This window comes from Frankia sp. CeTa3Moorea (assembly GCF_978021225.1).
Map to the genome: position 1 here is coordinate 91,832 of NZ_CDXDOR010000001.1, position 16,085 is coordinate 107,916.

The 16,085-nt window shown below is 69.8% G+C and carries 15 protein-coding genes; 6 read left to right on the forward strand and 9 right to left on the reverse strand.

Going from position 1 to position 16,085, the window contains the following annotated elements; genetic code table 11:
- Positions 1-119: 119 nt before the first annotated feature.
- The 5 genes from AC08OV_RS00420 to AC08OV_RS00440 all read left to right on the forward strand — a co-directional run bounded on the left by AC08OV_RS00420 (position 120) and on the right by AC08OV_RS00440 (position 4,915).
- A complete protein-coding gene (locus AC08OV_RS00420) occupies positions 120-710 on the forward strand; it encodes a hypothetical protein (protein WP_476619118.1) in 591 nt (196 codons plus the stop codon).
- Positions 711-928: 218 nt separating this feature from the next.
- Entirely contained in the window at positions 929-1,975 is a 1,047-nt protein-coding gene (trxB, locus tag AC08OV_RS00425; RefSeq protein ID WP_476615203.1) for a thioredoxin-disulfide reductase, read from the forward strand.
- Positions 1,976-2,129: 154 nt separating this feature from the next.
- Positions 2,130-2,456 carry a thioredoxin gene (gene trxA, locus AC08OV_RS00430; RefSeq protein WP_476615204.1) on the forward strand — a complete coding sequence of 109 codons (327 nt, stop codon included), beginning with the start codon at positions 2,130-2,132 and terminating at the stop codon, positions 2,454-2,456.
- A gap of 364 nt (positions 2,457-2,820) precedes the next feature.
- Positions 2,821-4,098 (forward strand): N-acetylmuramoyl-L-alanine amidase, encoded by a 1,278-nt coding sequence (locus AC08OV_RS00435; RefSeq protein ID WP_476615205.1) that lies wholly within the window; start codon positions 2,821-2,823, stop codon positions 4,096-4,098.
- 178 nt (positions 4,099-4,276) lie between these two features.
- The gene (locus tag AC08OV_RS00440; protein ID WP_476615206.1) at positions 4,277-4,915 is read left to right on the forward strand and encodes a GNAT family N-acetyltransferase; all 639 of its coding nucleotides are present in this window, start codon (positions 4,277-4,279) and stop codon (positions 4,913-4,915) included.
- Positions 4,916-5,072: 157 nt separating this feature from the next.
- On the opposite strand, the gene AC08OV_RS00445 is transcribed toward AC08OV_RS00440, so the two are convergent.
- The 9 genes from AC08OV_RS00445 to rpmH form a co-directional block, all read right to left on the reverse strand.
- Complete coding sequence (locus AC08OV_RS00445) at positions 5,073-6,074, reverse strand: ParB/RepB/Spo0J family partition protein (RefSeq protein WP_476615207.1); 1,002 nt, start codon at positions 6,072-6,074, stop codon at positions 5,073-5,075.
- A complete protein-coding gene (locus AC08OV_RS00450; RefSeq protein ID WP_476619119.1) occupies positions 6,074-6,988 on the reverse strand; it encodes a ParA family protein in 915 nt (304 codons plus the stop codon). Before AC08OV_RS00450 ends, AC08OV_RS00445 begins: the two co-directional genes overlap by 1 nt.
- A 40-nt stretch (positions 6,989-7,028) precedes the next feature.
- Positions 7,029-7,826, reverse strand: coding sequence for a 16S rRNA (guanine(527)-N(7))-methyltransferase RsmG (gene rsmG, locus AC08OV_RS00455; protein WP_476614342.1), 798 nt, complete (start codon positions 7,824-7,826; stop codon positions 7,029-7,031).
- Positions 7,827-8,119: 293 nt separating this feature from the next.
- Positions 8,120-10,012, reverse strand: a complete 1,893-nt coding sequence (locus AC08OV_RS00460) for a hypothetical protein (protein ID WP_476614343.1) — start codon at positions 10,010-10,012, stop codon at positions 8,120-8,122.
- A gap of 13 nt (positions 10,013-10,025) precedes the next feature.
- A complete protein-coding gene (locus tag AC08OV_RS00465; RefSeq protein ID WP_462187257.1) occupies positions 10,026-10,580 on the reverse strand; it encodes a Jag family protein in 555 nt (184 codons plus the stop codon).
- Between the two features lie 129 nt (positions 10,581-10,709).
- Complete coding sequence (gene yidC / locus AC08OV_RS00470) at positions 10,710-12,098, reverse strand: membrane protein insertase YidC (RefSeq protein WP_476614344.1); 1,389 nt, start codon at positions 12,096-12,098, stop codon at positions 10,710-10,712.
- Between the two features lie 12 nt (positions 12,099-12,110).
- On the reverse strand, positions 12,111-12,641 hold the full coding sequence (gene yidD / locus AC08OV_RS00475; protein WP_476614345.1) for a membrane protein insertion efficiency factor YidD: 531 nt from the start codon (positions 12,639-12,641) through the stop codon (positions 12,111-12,113).
- The gene (gene rnpA / locus AC08OV_RS00480; RefSeq protein ID WP_476614346.1) at positions 12,638-13,009 is read right to left on the reverse strand and encodes a ribonuclease P protein component; all 372 of its coding nucleotides are present in this window, start codon (positions 13,007-13,009) and stop codon (positions 12,638-12,640) included. The genes yidD and rnpA overlap by 4 nt, the downstream gene beginning before the upstream one ends.
- Before the next feature lie 41 nt (positions 13,010-13,050).
- On the reverse strand, positions 13,051-13,188 hold the full coding sequence (gene rpmH, locus AC08OV_RS00485; RefSeq protein WP_011438902.1) for a 50S ribosomal protein L34: 138 nt from the start codon (positions 13,186-13,188) through the stop codon (positions 13,051-13,053).
- A gap of 886 nt (positions 13,189-14,074) precedes the next feature.
- Here rpmH and dnaA point away from each other — a divergent pair.
- Positions 14,075-15,757, forward strand: coding sequence for a chromosomal replication initiator protein DnaA (dnaA, locus tag AC08OV_RS00490; protein WP_476614347.1), 1,683 nt, complete (start codon positions 14,075-14,077; stop codon positions 15,755-15,757).
- Positions 15,758-16,085 lie beyond the last annotated feature (328 nt).

The window sequence follows — 16,085 nt, forward strand, 5'->3', positions numbered from 1 at the left end:
GGCCAAGGCGGCCCGGCCGAGGTGGGGCGGGGGCTGGGCTCACAGACCGTCAACCGGCCCGGCGCCGGGATCCGCGGAGCCGTCCGGGTGCGCCGGGTGCGCGCCCCCGACGGGACTGGGTGTCCATCATGGCGGTCTGCATCGCCTTCATCACCTTCGGGGCGGCGATCTTCGTGTACCACGGTCTGCGGAGCGCCAACGTCGATCACAGGGTAGCGGCGTCCAACCCCGTGGACAGCTCCGGCCCGGGCGGCGGTTCGGTGGTGGCCGAACGCGGCTCCGCCAGCTCCGCTCCCCTCATCATGATGGCGGTCTCGCAGGCGAGCGTCGCTCCCTCGGACGTCGTGCGGCACGGCCGGGAACTGCTGGCCGGCCGGATCCTGGGGTCCGCGGCGCTGCCGCTCGTGCCGCCGCCCGCGCCCGCGGCGGCCGGCGGCGCGACGACCCCTGCGACGGTGGACGTCGACCGGTTGCGCTCGGTGCTGGACACCCCTGGCCTGCGCCCGTGCTACCAGAGCCTGGCGGCGCAGACGGGTGGCACGATCCTCGCCGTCGACCGCGTCGTCTACAACGACCATCCGGCGCTGTTGATCGTGCTCTCCGTGCCCATGCAACCGGCGGTGGCCAGGGTGCTGGTCGTCGACGCCCGCTGCGGCATCACCACCGTCTCCACCGCGCCGTGGTACAGCGTGTCCACCCTGCGGCACTGAGGTGGGGGTTGACGCATCGAGAGGGCCGGGAGCCCGGCCGTGGCACGCACCGGTGGCGGGCACGGATGGAATCAGATGCCCGCGGAGACGGTTGTCGCTGTCGGGCACCGTCTCCATGGACGGACCGATGAACGAGGAACTCGGATGAAGCCGGGGCGACAGGTACCGGCGAGGGCCCACCCGGCTCACAGGGATCCCGTAGCGTGAAAGGAGCGGGTGTGACAGCCCAGGAGGACGGCCAGGATGTCACCGGCCGCGGCAGCCAGCCCGACGGCGAGGACGACATACGCGATGTCGTCATTGTCGGTTCGGGCCCCGCAGGGTACACGGCCGCTGTCTATACCGCCCGGGCCAACCTACGGCCACTCGTGTTCGAGGGCGCGGTATCGGCCGGCGGAGCGCTCATGAACACCACCGAGGTGGAGAACTTTCCTGGGTTTCCGGACGGCATCCAGGGTCCGGAGCTGATGGAGAACCTGCGGCGGCAGGCGGAGCGGTTCGGAGCCGAACTGGTGGCCGACGACGTCACCGAGCTCGACCTCGCGGCGAACCCGAAGGTCGTCAAGATCGAGGACAGGACCTACCTCGCCCGCACGGTCATCGTCGCCACCGGTTCGGCCTACCGCATGCTCGGCGTCGAACACGAGGAGCGGTTGCTCGGCCACGGGGTCTCCGCCTGTGCGACCTGCGACGGTTTCTTCTTCCGGGATCAGGACATCGCGGTGGTTGGCGGGGGCGACTCGGCGATGGAGGAGGCGACCTTCCTGACCCGCTTCGCCCGCTCGGTGACGGTGATCCACCGGCGGGACAAACTCCGGGCCAGCGCGATCATGCAGGTGCGGGCCTTCGCCAACGAGAAGATCCAGTTCCGGTGGAACGCAGAGGTCACCGAGCTCCTGGGCACGGACAAGCTCACCGGCGTCCGGCTGCGCGACACCGTCACCGGTGAGGAGAAGGATCTTCCGGTCACCGGGCTGTTCGTCGCGATCGGTCACCTTCCGCGTACCGAACTCGTCCGTGGTCAGCTCGACCTCGACGACGCCGGCTACATCTCGGTCGCGCACCCGACCACGAAGACGAACCTGGACGGGGTCTTCGCCTGTGGCGACGTGGTCGACCACACCTACCGCCAGGCCATCACCGCGGCTGGCACGGGCTGCGCCGCCGCTCTCGACGCGGAGCGCTTCATCGCCGCCGGGGAGGGTCCGGGCGAGGTGATCACCGTGGCTCCCCGGGTCGTGACCCCGACGCCGCAACCTGCCTGACCCGGTCGTCTGTCCGAGCGGCCGACCGAGCGGCGCTGGATCAGGCCTGCCCGACCCGGCTGCCCGAAGGCCGTTCGGGCGCCGTCCGCGGGCCACCACCGGCCCGTTGATCGCCTTCCCGTCCACTAAGAGATCATCCATCAGGGAGAACAACATGGCAGGTTCCACCACCCCCGTGACCGACAGCACCTTCGTGACCGAGGTACTGGAGAGCGACAAGCCGGTCCTGGTGGACTTCTGGGCCGAGTGGTGCGGCCCTTGCAAGATGGTCGCACCCGTTCTGGAGGAGATCGCCAAGGAGCATGGCGAGAAGCTCCGGGTCGTCAAGCTGAACATCGACGAGAACCCGGAGACCGCCCGGAACTACCAGATCTTGTCGATCCCGACCATGGCTGTGTTCGTCAAGGGCGCGATCGACAAGAGCATTGTCGGCGCGAAGCCGAAGGCCGCCCTGCTGCGTGACCTCTCGGCCTACATTTGATCTCGTCACGCGGTCGTTCCACCGTCGGCCCGCCGGGTGTGATCCCGGCGGGCCGACGTCGTTCCCGGACTGGTCCACGCCGGTTCGCCCACGACAACCGGATACCACGTGCGGCCCGGGAACTTTCTCCCGCCGTCACGAGCATCGTGGGAGTATCACGGCGGCCTGGTCACGCACGGTCAATACTGGAGGATCCGGTTCGCGGTCGGTCGAGACCGCACGGGCATGCCCTAGGCTTGAGATTCAGCAATCGGCCGTCGGCGCATCATTCGTCGACGCGGTGGCCCCGACCATCGGGTTTCGCCAGGGGCACCGGGTTTCGCCAGGGGCACGTTGGGGCAGGCGAGCTGAAAGGTATGCATCGGTGAAGCTGCTGCGTCTGGGAGACCAAGGTTCCGCCGTCGCCGAGGTTCGGGCGGCCCTGACCTATCTTGGTTTTCTTCCCGTGACGCCCCGGCAGAGCCGGGATCCGGCCGGCCCGGGTAAGGGTGACCCAGGTAAGAGTGCCCTGGGTAAGAGTGCCCCGGATAGAGGTGCTGCCTCCGCCGCGGACCCGTCCCAGGACACGCGGGTCCCGGCTGTCGACGGTACTCCCGGCGGCGTTCCGGCCGAGCCAGCCGATCGGTTCGACCGAGATCTCGACAACGCGCTGCGCGCCTTTCAGCAGAGCCGGGGGCTGTCCGCCGACGGGATACTCGGTCCGGACACGGCGCGTGCCTTGGAGGAGGCACGCCATAAGCTCGGCGACCGTCTGCTCTACCACAGTCCCGCGCACCCTTTTGTCGGCGATGACGTGGCGGCGCTCCAGGAGCGCCTGTTCAACATGGGTTTCGACGTCGGCCGCACGGATGGGATCTTCGGGCCACGCACCGAGTCCGCGGTCCGCGACTTCCAGCGCAACCGGGGTCTCGATCCGGACGGCCAATGCGGGCCACACACCCTGCGCGAACTCAAACGCCTGCAGCGCACGGTCACTGGTGGCCGGCCCGACGTGCTGCGGGAGTCTGTCCGGCTGTTGGCCCACGGCTCCTCGCTGCTCGGAGTCGTCGTCGCCATCGATCCCGGCCACGGTGGCGACGATCCGGGCATCGTCTGCGGCAATCTGTGCGAACGGGATCTCATGGCCGACCTCGCCGTCCGGATGTCCACGCGGCTACTCGACTCAGGCCTGCAGGCGCACCTCATCCACGGACTGGACGAGTCCCCCAGCGAGGAGGAGCGGGCCGCGCGGGCGAACGAGCTCGAAGCAGATCTCCTGATCTCGCTGCACGCCGACAGCAGTCCATCCCCGCACGCCCAGGGGGTATCGGCCTACTACTACGGCAACGCGCGCGGGTCGTCCGCCGTGGGTGAGCGCTTCGCCCAGCTCGTCCACCGTGAAATCGTCTCCCGGACCGACATGCTGGACTGCCGCACCCATCCGAAGGTCTGGAGTCTGCTTCGGCGGACCCGGATGCCGGCCGTACGGCTCGACCTCGGATATCTGACAAACGAACATGACACCAAGGCCCTTGGTTCCACCGCATTCCGGGCAACCGTCGCCGAGGCGGTGCTCGCCGCGGCCCAACGGCTCTTTCTCCCACCCGAGCAGGACGCGCCGACGGGCCAGCTTCACGTCCCCCGCCTTGCTAGCCGCACCTGACCGGTCACCAAGGCATTCCATCGACAAGGCTGACGTTTCACGTGAAACGAGGCCGGTGCGTCGATGGGGAAAATTCATGCTCGGCAGCCTAGGCTGGTTCCGTAACAGCCTCCGCGTCCGTCGACGTTGACCTCGGCGACCGGAGGCCCGGTGGCCGACCCATGGAGCGCCTTTTTCGATGAGCCGTCGCATCGCGAACATCACCCTGGACAATATTGACGATCTCCCTCTGCCCTGCCGCCGCTGCGTCTTCTGGGAGCTCGATCCGGTGGCCCGGAGCCGCGCGGAGGAGGCCGGCGGCACCGACCTCGAGAAGGAGGCGTGGGTTTCCCTGGCCCTCCTGGAATGGGGAAGTTGCGGAAAGATCGCCTATGTCGACAACGTCCCCGCCGGATTCGTGATGTTCGCTCCGCCGGCCTACGTGCCTCGATCGGCGGCCTTTCCCACCAGCCCGGTCTCACCGGACGCGGTGCTGCTCATGACAGCGTCGATCGTCGATGAGTTCACCGGGCAGGGGCTGGGGCGGATCCTCGTCCAGTCCGTCGCCAAGGACGTCATCCGCCGCGGCTTCAAGGCGGTGGAAGCGTTCGGTGACCTCCAGAACTCCGGCACCCGCTGCATCCTGCCCGCCGACTATCTCCTCGCGGTCGGTTTCAAGACGGTCCGGCCTCACCATCGATGGCCGCGGCTGCGGCTCGAGGTGAAGAACGCGGTGAGCTGGCGAGAGGACGTCGAGGTTGCCCTGGAACGTCTGCTGGGATCGATGACGCCGGAAGGCGTGCTGCGCAAGGTCGGCCAGGCCGGCAATCTCGCCTGAGCACGGCAATCTCGCCTGAGCACAGCGATGGCCCGGCACTCGGCGGACAGGCGCGCAGCCACCGGGGGGAGCCCGGCACAGCCCGGGACCGCGCGATCCGCGCCCGGCGCCCGGCTCGAGAACCCCAGAGAACCCCGAGCGAACCCGAGCCGGACGCCTAGTCCAACAAGCCGTCGACCGAGGCCGACGGCGACATCACGGCGACGATCCGCTCCAGGTCCTCGATCGAGGCGAACTCGACCGTGATCTTCCCCTTGCTGCGGCCCATGTCCACCTTCACGCGGGTCTCAAAGCGATCCGAGAGGCGGTCGGCGAGCCTCGCCAGGGCCGGTGAGGCGGCCCCTGGCGCCCGCGACGCCCGCTTACGCGGGGTCTCGTCGTCCAGTGCCACGATCTCCTCGACGGCCCGCACCGAGAGACCTTCCGCGACGATGCGGGTGGCGAGCCGGTCCTGGGCGTCCGGATCCTGCAACGAGAGCAGCGCGCGGGCATGGCCCGCCGACAGCACGCCGGCCGCCACCCGTCTTTGTACCGTGGGCGAGAGCCCGAGCAGCCGGATCATGTTGGTGACATGCGACCGGGACCGCCCGAGCCGACTGGCCAGTTCCTCGTGCGTCGCACCGAAGTCGCGGAGCAGCTGTTCGTACGCCGCGGCCTCCTCCAGCGGGTTGAGCTGCTGGCGGTGGAGGTTCTCCAGCAGCGCGTCGCGCAGCATGGCGTCGTCCGCGGTCTCCCGCACGATGGCGGGAATCCGTGGAAGCTTGGCGATCTTCGATGCACGCCACCGGCGTTCACCCATGACGAGCTCGTAGCGCTCGGGGGCCACCTCGCGTACCACGATCGGCTGGAGCAGCCCGACCTCGCGGAGGCTCGCCGCCAGCTCTTCGAGGGCGTCCTCATCGAAGTGAGTCCTGGGCTGGCGCGGGTTCGGGCTGACCGACTCGACGGGGATCTCGCGGAAGGTCGCCCCGTGTACGGGCAGCGGCCCGGTGCCGTCGCCGGAGCCGCGACCCGTCCCCCGGCCGCCGTAGCCACTGCCGTAGTCGGCGTAGTCACCGTAGTCAGCCGAGGCGGTGCCCACCTGACCGTCGAGGGGAGGAGGAGCAACCGGGATGAGTGCCCCCAGCCCTCGCCCCAGACCACTGCGCCGAGCACTCATCATGCCGCTCCATTCGAGTCCCGACCCCGTTCCGCGAGTTCGCGCGCCGCGGCCAGATAGGACAGCGAGCCGCGCGACGTCGGATCGTACGTCAGCGCGGACTGCCCATAGCTCGGCGCCTCCGCCAGACGCACGTTCCGGGGGATGGTGGTGGACAGCACCCGGTCCCCGAAGTGTTCCTTGACCTCGTGGACGACCTGGTCGGCCAGTCTGGTCCGGGAGTCGTACATGGTGAGCAGGATGGTCGACAGGCGCAGCTCCTGGTTCAGGTGCGCCTGCACCAGTTCCACGTTGCGCAGCAACATGCCGAGGCCCTCCAGCGCGTAGTACTCGCACTGGATCGGGATGAGCAGCTCACGGGCGGCCACGAGGGCGTTGACGGTCAGCAGCCCGAGAGAGGGCGGGCAGTCGATGAAAACATAGTCGACGTCCCGTTGCATGCTCGCGATGGCCCGCCGCAGCCGGTTCTCCCGCGCCACCAGCGACACCAGCTCGATCTCCGCGCCGGCAAGATCGATCGTTGCGGGCGCGCAGAACAGCCCCGGCGCCTCGGCGGACTTCACGATGACCTCGTCGAGGGGCCGATCCCCCACCAGGACCTCGTAGATCGAGGGGACCCCGGAATGATGGCTGACGCCGAGCGCCGTCGAGGCATTGCCCTGCGGGTCAAGATCGATTACCAGGACCCGGGAGCCATGAGATGCCAGCGCCGCCGCCAGGTTGACCGTCGTCGTCGTCTTCCCTACACCGCCCTTCTGGTTGGCGACCGAGATGATGCGCCGCCGGGTGGGGCGAGGGAATGGTTGTCGTCGTTCTACCGCCAGTGCTTCCACTGCTGCTGCCGCCGCCGCTCCGATCGGGGTCGAGGGATCGAGTAGGTCCAGTGCGGAGAGCGCGGAGTCATAGCCCCGCAAGCCCCCGCCCCTGGCCCCACCCTGGCCCGCCGACGCTGTTTCACGTGGAACGAGACTGTCCACGTGTCGGCTGGTCACGACCGACCTCCCGTGATCGGAGTGAATCCCGTGACGTCCGTCTGACCTGTCTGCCATCGTGCCGCTCACCGTCGCCGCGCCCTCCCCTGCTCTCGGCCCGGGTGCGCTGGGATGAACGTACGGCCCGGAGGACACGGGCGGGTTCCTCCACCCGCCCCTCCCCGCACCTCACGACATCCACGGGATGCCAACCCTGAGTTCCGAGACCGCTGCGCGCGTCCTGCAGTTCCTCCAGGATCCGTGAACCGCGCATCGCCAGCATGACACCACCTGGTCGCAGCATCGGAAAGAGGATTGCGCCCAGCCGCTCCAGGGGAGCGACTGCGCGGGCTACGGCTATCCCGAATCTACGACCGTCCGGGCCGATTCCGGCATCCGGCGCGCGGCCACGTACCACAGAAATCTGGTCCTCCAGACCTATGGTCGCCACAACCTCGTGCAGGAATCGGCACCGGCGTTCCATCGGCTCGAGCAGCACCACCCGCAGATCCGGGCGGGCGAGCGCCAGCGGGATACCCGGCAGCCCCGCGCCGCTGCCGACGTCCACGACATCGGCCTGCGCCGGGACCACGTCGGCTAGGACCGCGCAGTTGAGTACGTGGCGGTCCCAGAGCCGGTCAGTCTCACGCGGACCGATCAGCCCGCGCTCGACCCCGCCGGTCGCCAGCAGCTCGACGTAGCGCGCCGCGGATCCGGTCCGCGTGCCGAAAATCTCCACCGCGACGGGGGGCACCTCGGGGGCATCCGGGAGACCCGTCATGGCCGGATCCCCCGCCGTGCCATGCGGCCAGCCCGCGCCGGCCGGGCCGCCTGCGTCACCTCGACCGGCCACAGCATCGAGCCGAGCCGGGTTGGGCCCGTGGGCATCGCCAGGTGACCGCCGGCAGCGGGCGGGTGGGAGACCGGATCCGTGGACCCGGCCGGACAGGGCGAGAAAGCTGGGCAGGACGAGAAAGTCAGAAGACCGCGCACCCGACAAGCATCCCCGCCGACCTCGAGGTGCTCGCGCCGCCACCCCCACGGGAGGCACGGTTCCGGCCCGGGGGACGGATGTCAGGTCGTCCGGTCGGACACCACGCTCCGCTGCGGCCGATCGAGTCGCGGGGCGGCGCCGGCGCAGCGATCGAAGACGGTCAGCGTTCCGGTGAGGGGGAACTGCCAGCCACGGCCGGCGCACCACCCCGCCCGGGGCAGCGCGGCCAGGTCGGGCGCGAGCGCCGGCCGCTCCGCGTCGAAGACGAAGACGAGCAGCCGGGTCGGCGGGACCCGGCGGTTCGCCAGCTCGCCGACCAGGGAGGTACCCGCAGCGCCGAAGAAGATCGTGTCCTGCCGTGGTACCCGGGCCGGTAGCCGCCCGGCGCCGGCACTGGGGAGAGCGGCCGGCTCACGCGCCGGGTCGTCACTCGCCTCCATCGCGTACAGCCAGCCAGGCCGGGCGAGGCGGCCCCCGACCACCACCAGGTCTCCCGGGCGGTGCAGCTGCCGGGCCGCGATGGCCGCGTCGACCATCCGATCGAGGCCACGAGTCCGGTGCCGATGATCCCAGAGCTGCCCGCTTCCCGACAGCGAGGTTCCCAGGAGCGGGACACCAAGCAAGATGATCACTGCGAGGCCGGCCAACGGCAGCACGGCGGTCGGAGAAATCGTGTTCGCGCCGGCGCTCGACGTCGGCGAGACACCGGAAACATCCAATCGTGACTGCTCGGTGACGGTCCTTCCGGTAGGGAGGGTCGGGGTCGCGGCCATCGGTGCCGGTACGGCCGGCTGAGGCCCGACGGCGGGGATACGAGGTCGCACCGCCGCCACGAACAGGACCACCAGCCGCCGGGCGCCCACCACGATCACAACGACGATCAGCGGCACGACGAAGAGGTTGGTCCGGGTCGGCCCGAACGGCCAGTACCGCGCGGCGCTCGCTCCCAGCATCAGCACCTGGGCTCCGCCGAGCACGGTGAGGAGCAGCCTGCCGTCCGGTCGTCGTGCCAGCACGAGGACGCCGGTCAGGCCGGCGATCGACACCGCCACGGCGAGCAGCACCGAGACAACCGGTCCCCCGGGCACCGTCGCATGGATGAGGCTCGGGTCGAACCGGTCGATGCCGGGCGGCATACCGGTGATGAAGGCTCGCATCTGATCGACGATGAAGCGTACGGCCTCGACCGGCCCACGACCGGCGATGAACTGGCGATCCCAGTAGTCGCCGCGACGCTGACTGGACTGGTGCCCGATGAAGAACACGGTGTGCGCCACGCTGATGGCGACCGCGGGCAGGCATTCCACCAGTCGCCAGCGCCGCGCCGGACCGCGCCATACCTCCGCGGTCGCCAACGGCAGCACCAGAAAGATCCCGGGCACGGCGGTCAGGGCCAACAGGCCCGCCGCGGTGCGTCGCAGGAGCCGGGCACGGGAGAACCCGCCGGTGACAGGTTCAGGCTGCGGGGACAGCGAGGGCCGCGGGGACAGCGAGGGCCGCGGAGATGATCCGGTCGACCAGGCGAGGACGATGCAGACGGCGGCCAGCGCCTCGACGGAATACGGCTTGAGTTGGGTCGCGAGATCCAGGAAGGTCACGTTCAGGCACAGCCAGCACGTGGCGAACACCGCCGCGACCAGGCCGGTGAAACGGCGGGTGAGCAGGACGATCGCGGCACCGAGCAAGGGCACGGCGAGATACCCGGGAAGCCGGAGCGACCAGCTGTGCCAGCCGAGGACCTCGCCGGCCACCCGGGTCAGGCCGAACCAACCCAGCGCCGAGGGGGTGTTGGCGACGGTCAGCTCCGGCCAGAACGAGGACGCCGGTTCGCTGACGAAGTGGGCGCGCCAGATCTCGTCGTACCAGAAGGGTCTGGTCAGATAGGCATGCAGAATGCCGAGCACGGCCGCCAAGCCGACACCCACAGCGGCGGCCAGCACGGCGGAACGCGCCGGCCGCCACCGACCCGCCATCGGTCGGCGCCGGTCAGCCGAGAAGGATGACCACCCGGCGGCCGGGTTCCTCACCCTCGGACTCACTGTGCACGCCGTCGATCCCGGCAACGGTGTCGTGCACCACCTTGCGCTCGAACGGCGTCATGGGAGCCAGCTTCTCCGGCTCACCACGCGTGATGGCGCGCGACGCCGCGGCGATCGCAATCTTGCGAAGCTCGACCCGCCGCCGGGCGCGATGGCCGCCGACGTCGAGCATGAGACGGCTGCGGGTGCCCGTCTTCTGGAGCACCGCGAGCCTGGTCAGTTCCTGCAACGCCTCCAGCGTCTCGCCGCCCGCCCCGATGAGCTTGTCCAGCCCCTCGCCTACCACGGCGACGACGGCGCGGCCGCTCTCGACGTCGAGGTCGAGGTCACCGTCCATGTCGACGATGTCGAGCAGACCCTCGATGTAGTCGGCGGCGATCTCGCCTTCCAACTCGAGATCGGACAGACGCCGATCCTCCGTGCCGGCAGTCTCGTCCGAGGGAGCGTGCTCGTCGGAGACTCCGGCTCCATCCACAGCCAGTTCAGGTGCCGAACCGGTCATCAGCGACTCTCCAGGGGAACGGGGGCGGCGGAGCAGAGATTACGGGATGCCGCCACTCGATGACGAAATCGGGTCGGCAGCCTGCCTGTCGGTCGGTTGGTCGGTTGGTCGGGAACGGCGTCTCCCGGATCAACGCCGCCCACCGGGCCGCTTGCCCTTGCCGCGCCGTTTCGCGGGTCGGGAGCCGCCGACCTGGCGCCGCACTCCGGCGGGTACGGGTGCCGGCCGGGGCGTGCTCTCCCCGTCGGAGGGTGCCGTCGGCCCGCTCGCCGCGCTCTGCCCGGCATTCTTGCCCGGGGCGTTCCTGCGGCCCGCCGCGCTGGTCTTCGCCTCCGCGCTCCGCTCCGTGGATGCGGCCGTGGTAGCGGCGACGCCGTTGTCCGAGACGCCACCGCCCGAGACGCCACCGCCCGAGACGCCGTTGGCACCGGGACCGGCCGGCGCCCCCGCCTTACCGCTCTTCGGGGTCACCCCCGCCTTCGGAGTCACCGCAGTACGGGTCGCGGTCGAGGTGCCGTTACGGGACCGGGTGCCGGGGGGAGCCGTCGAGGACGTCCGACCGGCCGCCGCGGCACCGGAATCGCCGCCCTTGGTCGGGGTCACCGAGGCAGACCGGGGGCGGTTCTTCGACTTCGCCCCGGCTCGGACACCGGGAGCCGGCCGAGCGGGGGCGACGGCGCCGTCGGCGGCCGGACGGGCACCGGGCAGCCGGCCGTTCGCATCCTCGGTCTTGATCGGCGGCATCTTCTTCATGATGAAGAACTGCTGGCCCATGCTCCACAGGTTGGTGGTGAGCCAGTACAGCAGCACGGCGATCGGGAAACGGAAACCAAAGAAGGCGAGCATCAGCGGGGAGCCGTAGAGCAGCGCCTTCTGCACGATCGCCTGCTGCGGGTCGACCGGACCGGTGCGGGCCATGATCTGGCGCTGCGTGAGGAAGGTCGTAAGACCCATCAGCACGATCAGGACGATCGCGAGAATCCTGACGTGCGTGCTGTCGACGCCGAGGAAGCGCGAGAAATCGCCATCGGAGGTGAACTTGCTCGCCAACGAGATGCCGAACACCTTGGCCGAGGCGATCTGCTCCACCTGGTCCGCGGAGAGCCCGACCCGGGGACGCCAGACCAGCGAGTGGTTCGGGCCCTCGTTCATCGGCGCCAGGTGGGTGAACACGTGGAACAGCGCGATGAACAGCGGGATCTGGAGGAAGATCGGGAGGCAGCCGAGAAGCGGGTTTCCATGCTCCCGCTGCAGCGCCATCATCTCCTGCTGCATGCGGGGTTTGTCGTGCCCGTACTTCTCCCGGATCTCCTTGATCCGGGGCTGCATCACCTGCATCGTCCGCTGCGACTTCACCTGCTTGACGAACAGCGGGAAGATCAGAATACGGACGCAGACGACCAGCAGGACGACCGAAAAGGCCCAGGAGAAGAAACTGGCAGCACCGAAGATCGGCGCGAATCCCTGGTGAAAGAAGACGATCGCGTTCGCCGCGAGGTGGTATAGGGGATCCAACAACAGTCTGACTCCTCACACCCACGGTCCGCGACCGGAACCGGCGATCTCGGCCCGCGCCCCCCGGCTGGGAGACGGAGGACCATGCCTGTGGACGGGCGGTACGGCGACGACCGGATCGCCCGCGCTCCGACCGTCGGGAGACCTGCCGGGGTCGGCCATCGTGCCCCTGGGTCTCCGAACGATTCCCGGAGCCGGATCCGTTCCCGGCACGGGGTCGTACCCGCCGGCCGCAAACGGTTGGCAGCGCAGCAACCGGGCGACGACGAGGGCACCGCCACGCATACCCCCGTGGCGCCGCACCGCGGCCAACGCGTAGGCGCTACAGGACGGCTCGAACCGGCACATGCCGGCGTTGCGGGCCGACCAGCCGGCTCGGTAGAGCCGCACGAGCCCGATAAAGGTCCAGGCCAGGGGACCGCGTACCGCGCCGTCGGCGTTGCGGGCGACCCGCGGCAGACGGCGCCACACCATCCGGGAGGCCAGCAGGAGGTCGACGACGGCCGCCGTGGCCAGCAGCACGACCAGCACCGTCCCGGCGGTCATCGTCCACACCCATCCGGGCGCCTGGCATCCGCCGGCCGGGCCACCCTGGCGAGCGCGGCGTCCAGCGCACGGCCGAGCTCCGCGGAGCTCGCCGTCGCCGCATCGGGCAGCGCACGCACGACCAGCATCGTCCCCGGCGCGAGCGTGTCCAGCCGAACCCGTACCTGTTCCCGCAACCGGCGCCGCACTCTGTTACGCACGACCGCCTTCCCCACCCGACGGCCGACCACAAAGCCGGCCCGTGCCGGACCGCCGCTTGTTGTCCACAGACTGTGGACAACAAGCGGGCCGGATCGGGTTCGCCGACCCATGGTCCCCACCCGGGCATGCTCGTCCCGGGTTCGGACGCGGGAGCCCTCAGGAAGCATGACCGGCAAGGGGTACCAGCAGGACCAGCGGGACCCCGCCGTCAGGCGGAGAGCTCGCTGCGGCCCTTACGACGGCGGGCGGACAGGATCGCGCGGCCCGCGCGAGTCCGCATGCGCAGTCGGAACCCGTGCGTGCGGGCCCGCCGACGGTTGTTCGGCTGGAAGGTGCGCTTACTCACGTGAGAACTCCGTCTACAAGATGGACGCGGGCGGTGATCTTCGCCGCCGAGGGGGGAGTGGGCCGCACCACACGGCCCGGACAAGCAGATCCCACGACAAACGAAGCGGTCTAACACCGCGGTTCGGCCCAGCCTACACAGGGCGGTGCCTCGGACGGTCCGGCGGCGAGGGATCGCTGCCGGGCAGGGGGGACCTTCGGCGATCCGCCGACCCCGTGCCCGCCGGCCGCGGCTGGCCGCACCACCGTCATCCGGCCATCGCCCGGTCGCCACCAGGCCGACCTTGCCACAACGGCACTACACCGAACGCCAAGACGCGAGCGCACCGCGACCGCGGCCGCGGCTAGCCGGCATCCGTCCGGCGGCCGTGGAATGCCACACTGCCGCAGCGGGCCCTCGGCGCCTCCGACGATGGGGCAGGGACGCGGCCCGGCCGCCGCGGGTACGTTCCGGCCCCGGCACGGCGGCTCGGGCCGCACCTTACGATCCTGGTGGCAACGTCTCACTCGGGGCGGGCACCAGACGGCGTCAGGTATGCCCGCGTTCGGTGAGAACGACCGGCTCGGTGCACTCTGACCTGTGGAAAACGCCTGTGGAGAGGGCGGTCGGCGGAGGGGCCAGGGCGGAGCGGGGGGACCTGGAGCGGATTCAAATGACCTCACTGATACAGGTTCATCCCCGGGAACGAGCCGGTTGCGCCACGCCGCATGCCGTGTCGTGTCCATGCACAGGTTGTGGACGACGATGTGGAGAACCATCGCGACGAGGCCCCTCGGTCGCTCGGTGGCCGGGGACCACATCACCAGCCGCATCAGCCGCGACGCACCTCCAGCACGCGGGGAGCAGCACCACCCGCAAACCGTACCGAACTGCCCGAGGAGCCCCCGTGTCCAACCTCCGCGCCGACTCCGTCGCCGGTCTGCCGTTCGGGGACGAACCTTCGGGTGACCCGGACCTGGCCGCGGTGTGGAGCCAGGCCGTCGCCGGGGTCGCCGACGGCACGCTGTCCGCCCAGCAGCGTGCCTGGCTGCGGCTGACCCGCCCCCTCGGGCTCGTCCAGGACACGGCTCTGCTGGCCGCGCCGAACGAGTTCACCAAGGATCTCCTCGACTCGCGCCTGCGCCCCTTCTTGTCCACAGCGTTGTCCACAGCCTATGGGCGGGAGATCAGGGTCGCGGTCACCGTCGAACACCTGCCCGATCCGGAACCGATGAGCGGACCGATCCGGATCGTACGGCCGGTGGACGCCAGAGGCGACACCGCACCGGGTCAGGGCTCGGGCCCCGCCTCCGGTTCGGCGTTGAACGCGGATGCCGGATCGGGATCGACCGACACCGCCGCAACCCCGGTGCCGGGGGCGAGACCGGGCTCGTCGGCGGCCCCGGCATCAGCCGCTCCGGCACCGGCACCGGCACCGACGGCACTGGTGAACGGCGAACTGCCCTTCCCCGACGCCACCGAGGGAACACCACCGGTACGGGTCAGCGCGGGTCTCGGACGCGATGCGGCGCCGCACGAGACCGAACCGGCCCAGGCCCGGCTAAACCCCCGCTACATTTTCGAGACGTTCGTTATCGGCGACAGCAACCGGTTCCCCCACGCGGCAGCGGTGGCCGTCGCCGAGGCACCCGCGAAGGCCTACAACCCGCTTTTCATCTACGGGGACTCCGGGCTCGGCAAGACTCACCTTCTGCACGCGATCGGCCACTACGCACTCAAGCTCTACCCGAACATGCGGGTGAAGTACGTGAGCTCCGAGGAGTTCACCAACGACTTCATCAACTCGATCCGGGACGACCGCCAGCAGGCGTTCCAGCGACGCTACCGTGACATCGACGTCCTGCTTGTCGACGACATCCAGTTCCTGGAGAACAAGGAGCGGACGCAGGAGGAGTTCTTCCACACCTTCAACGTCCTGCACGACGGCGAGAAGCAGATCGTGATCAGCTCCGACCGCTCGCCCAAGCAGCTCTCGGCCCTGGAGGACCGGCTGCGCAGCCGCTTCGAGTGGGGACTGATGACCGACATCACCCCGCCCGACCTCGAGACGCGCATCGCCATCCTGTCGAAGAAGGCGGCCACGGAGCGCCTGCCGGTACCTCCGGACGTCCTCGAATACATCGCCACGCACATCGAGCGCAACATCCGTGAGCTGGAGGGGGCGCTGATCCGGGTCGCGGCCTTCGCAAGCCTGAACAAGTCCCACGTCGACCGCACGCTCGCCGAGATCGTGCTGCGTGATCTCATCCCCGATGCCGGCAATCCCGACATCACGGCCGCCGCAATCATGAACGCAACGGCGGCGTACTTCGGCGTCTCGATGGAGGACCTGTGCGGCACCTCACGTAGCCGCGTGCTGGTCACCGCCCGTCAGATCGCGATGTACCTGTGCCGGGAGCTGACCGACCTGTCGCTACCGAAAATCGGCCAGCACTTCGGGGGTCGGGATCACACGACGGTCATGCATGCCGACCGCAAGATCCGCGGTCTGATGGCGGAACGACGCGCGATCTACAACCAGGTCACCGAGCTGACGAACCGCATCCGTCTGCAGGCCCGGCAGGCCTAGCGCCGCTGCCCGCTGCCACCGCCGCTGCCACCGCCGCTGCCCACCGCCGGGCAGCTCGGTTCCTCCTATTCCCCCCGGCCGGAACGGTCCTGCGGACCGATGGCTGCCGCCCGACGGCGGGGCGTGACGCCTCGCCGGGTGTCACACATGGCGCATGGACCGGACGCCGCGGGGCAGGACTCCCCCGAACGACCACGGACAACCGGGGACAACCGGGGACAACCGCACCGAGCCCACTGGGTGGTTCCGCCCACAGCTTGTGGAAAACGTTGTGGACAGCCTGCGGTCGGGACCGTGGAGTGGCAGTGGACAGCCTGTGGACAACTCG

What these genes read in the sequence shown, in the direction of transcription:
- trxA (WP_476615204.1), top strand. Translation starts at nt 2,130, where the DNA reads ATGGCAGGTTCCACCACCCCCGTGACCGACAGCACCTTCGTGACCGAG.
- AC08OV_RS00460 (WP_476614343.1), bottom strand. Translation starts at nt 10,012, where the DNA reads ATGGCGGGTCGGTGGCGGCCGGCGCGTTCCGCCGTGCTGGCCGCCGCT.
- rnpA (WP_476614346.1), bottom strand. Translation starts at nt 13,009, where the DNA reads ATGCTTCCTGAGGGCTCCCGCGTCCGAACCCGGGACGAGCATGCCCGG.
- yidD (WP_476614345.1), bottom strand. Translation starts at nt 12,641, where the DNA reads ATGACCGCCGGGACGGTGCTGGTCGTGCTGCTGGCCACGGCGGCCGTC.
- AC08OV_RS00440 (WP_476615206.1), top strand. Translation starts at nt 4,277, where the DNA reads ATGAGCCGTCGCATCGCGAACATCACCCTGGACAATATTGACGATCTC.
- AC08OV_RS00445 (WP_476615207.1), bottom strand. Translation starts at nt 6,074, where the DNA reads ATGAGTGCTCGGCGCAGTGGTCTGGGGCGAGGGCTGGGGGCACTCATC.
- rsmG (WP_476614342.1), bottom strand. Translation starts at nt 7,826, where the DNA reads ATGACGGGTCTCCCGGATGCCCCCGAGGTGCCCCCCGTCGCGGTGGAG.
- AC08OV_RS00465 (WP_462187257.1), bottom strand. Translation starts at nt 10,580, where the DNA reads ATGACCGGTTCGGCACCTGAACTGGCTGTGGATGGAGCCGGAGTCTCC.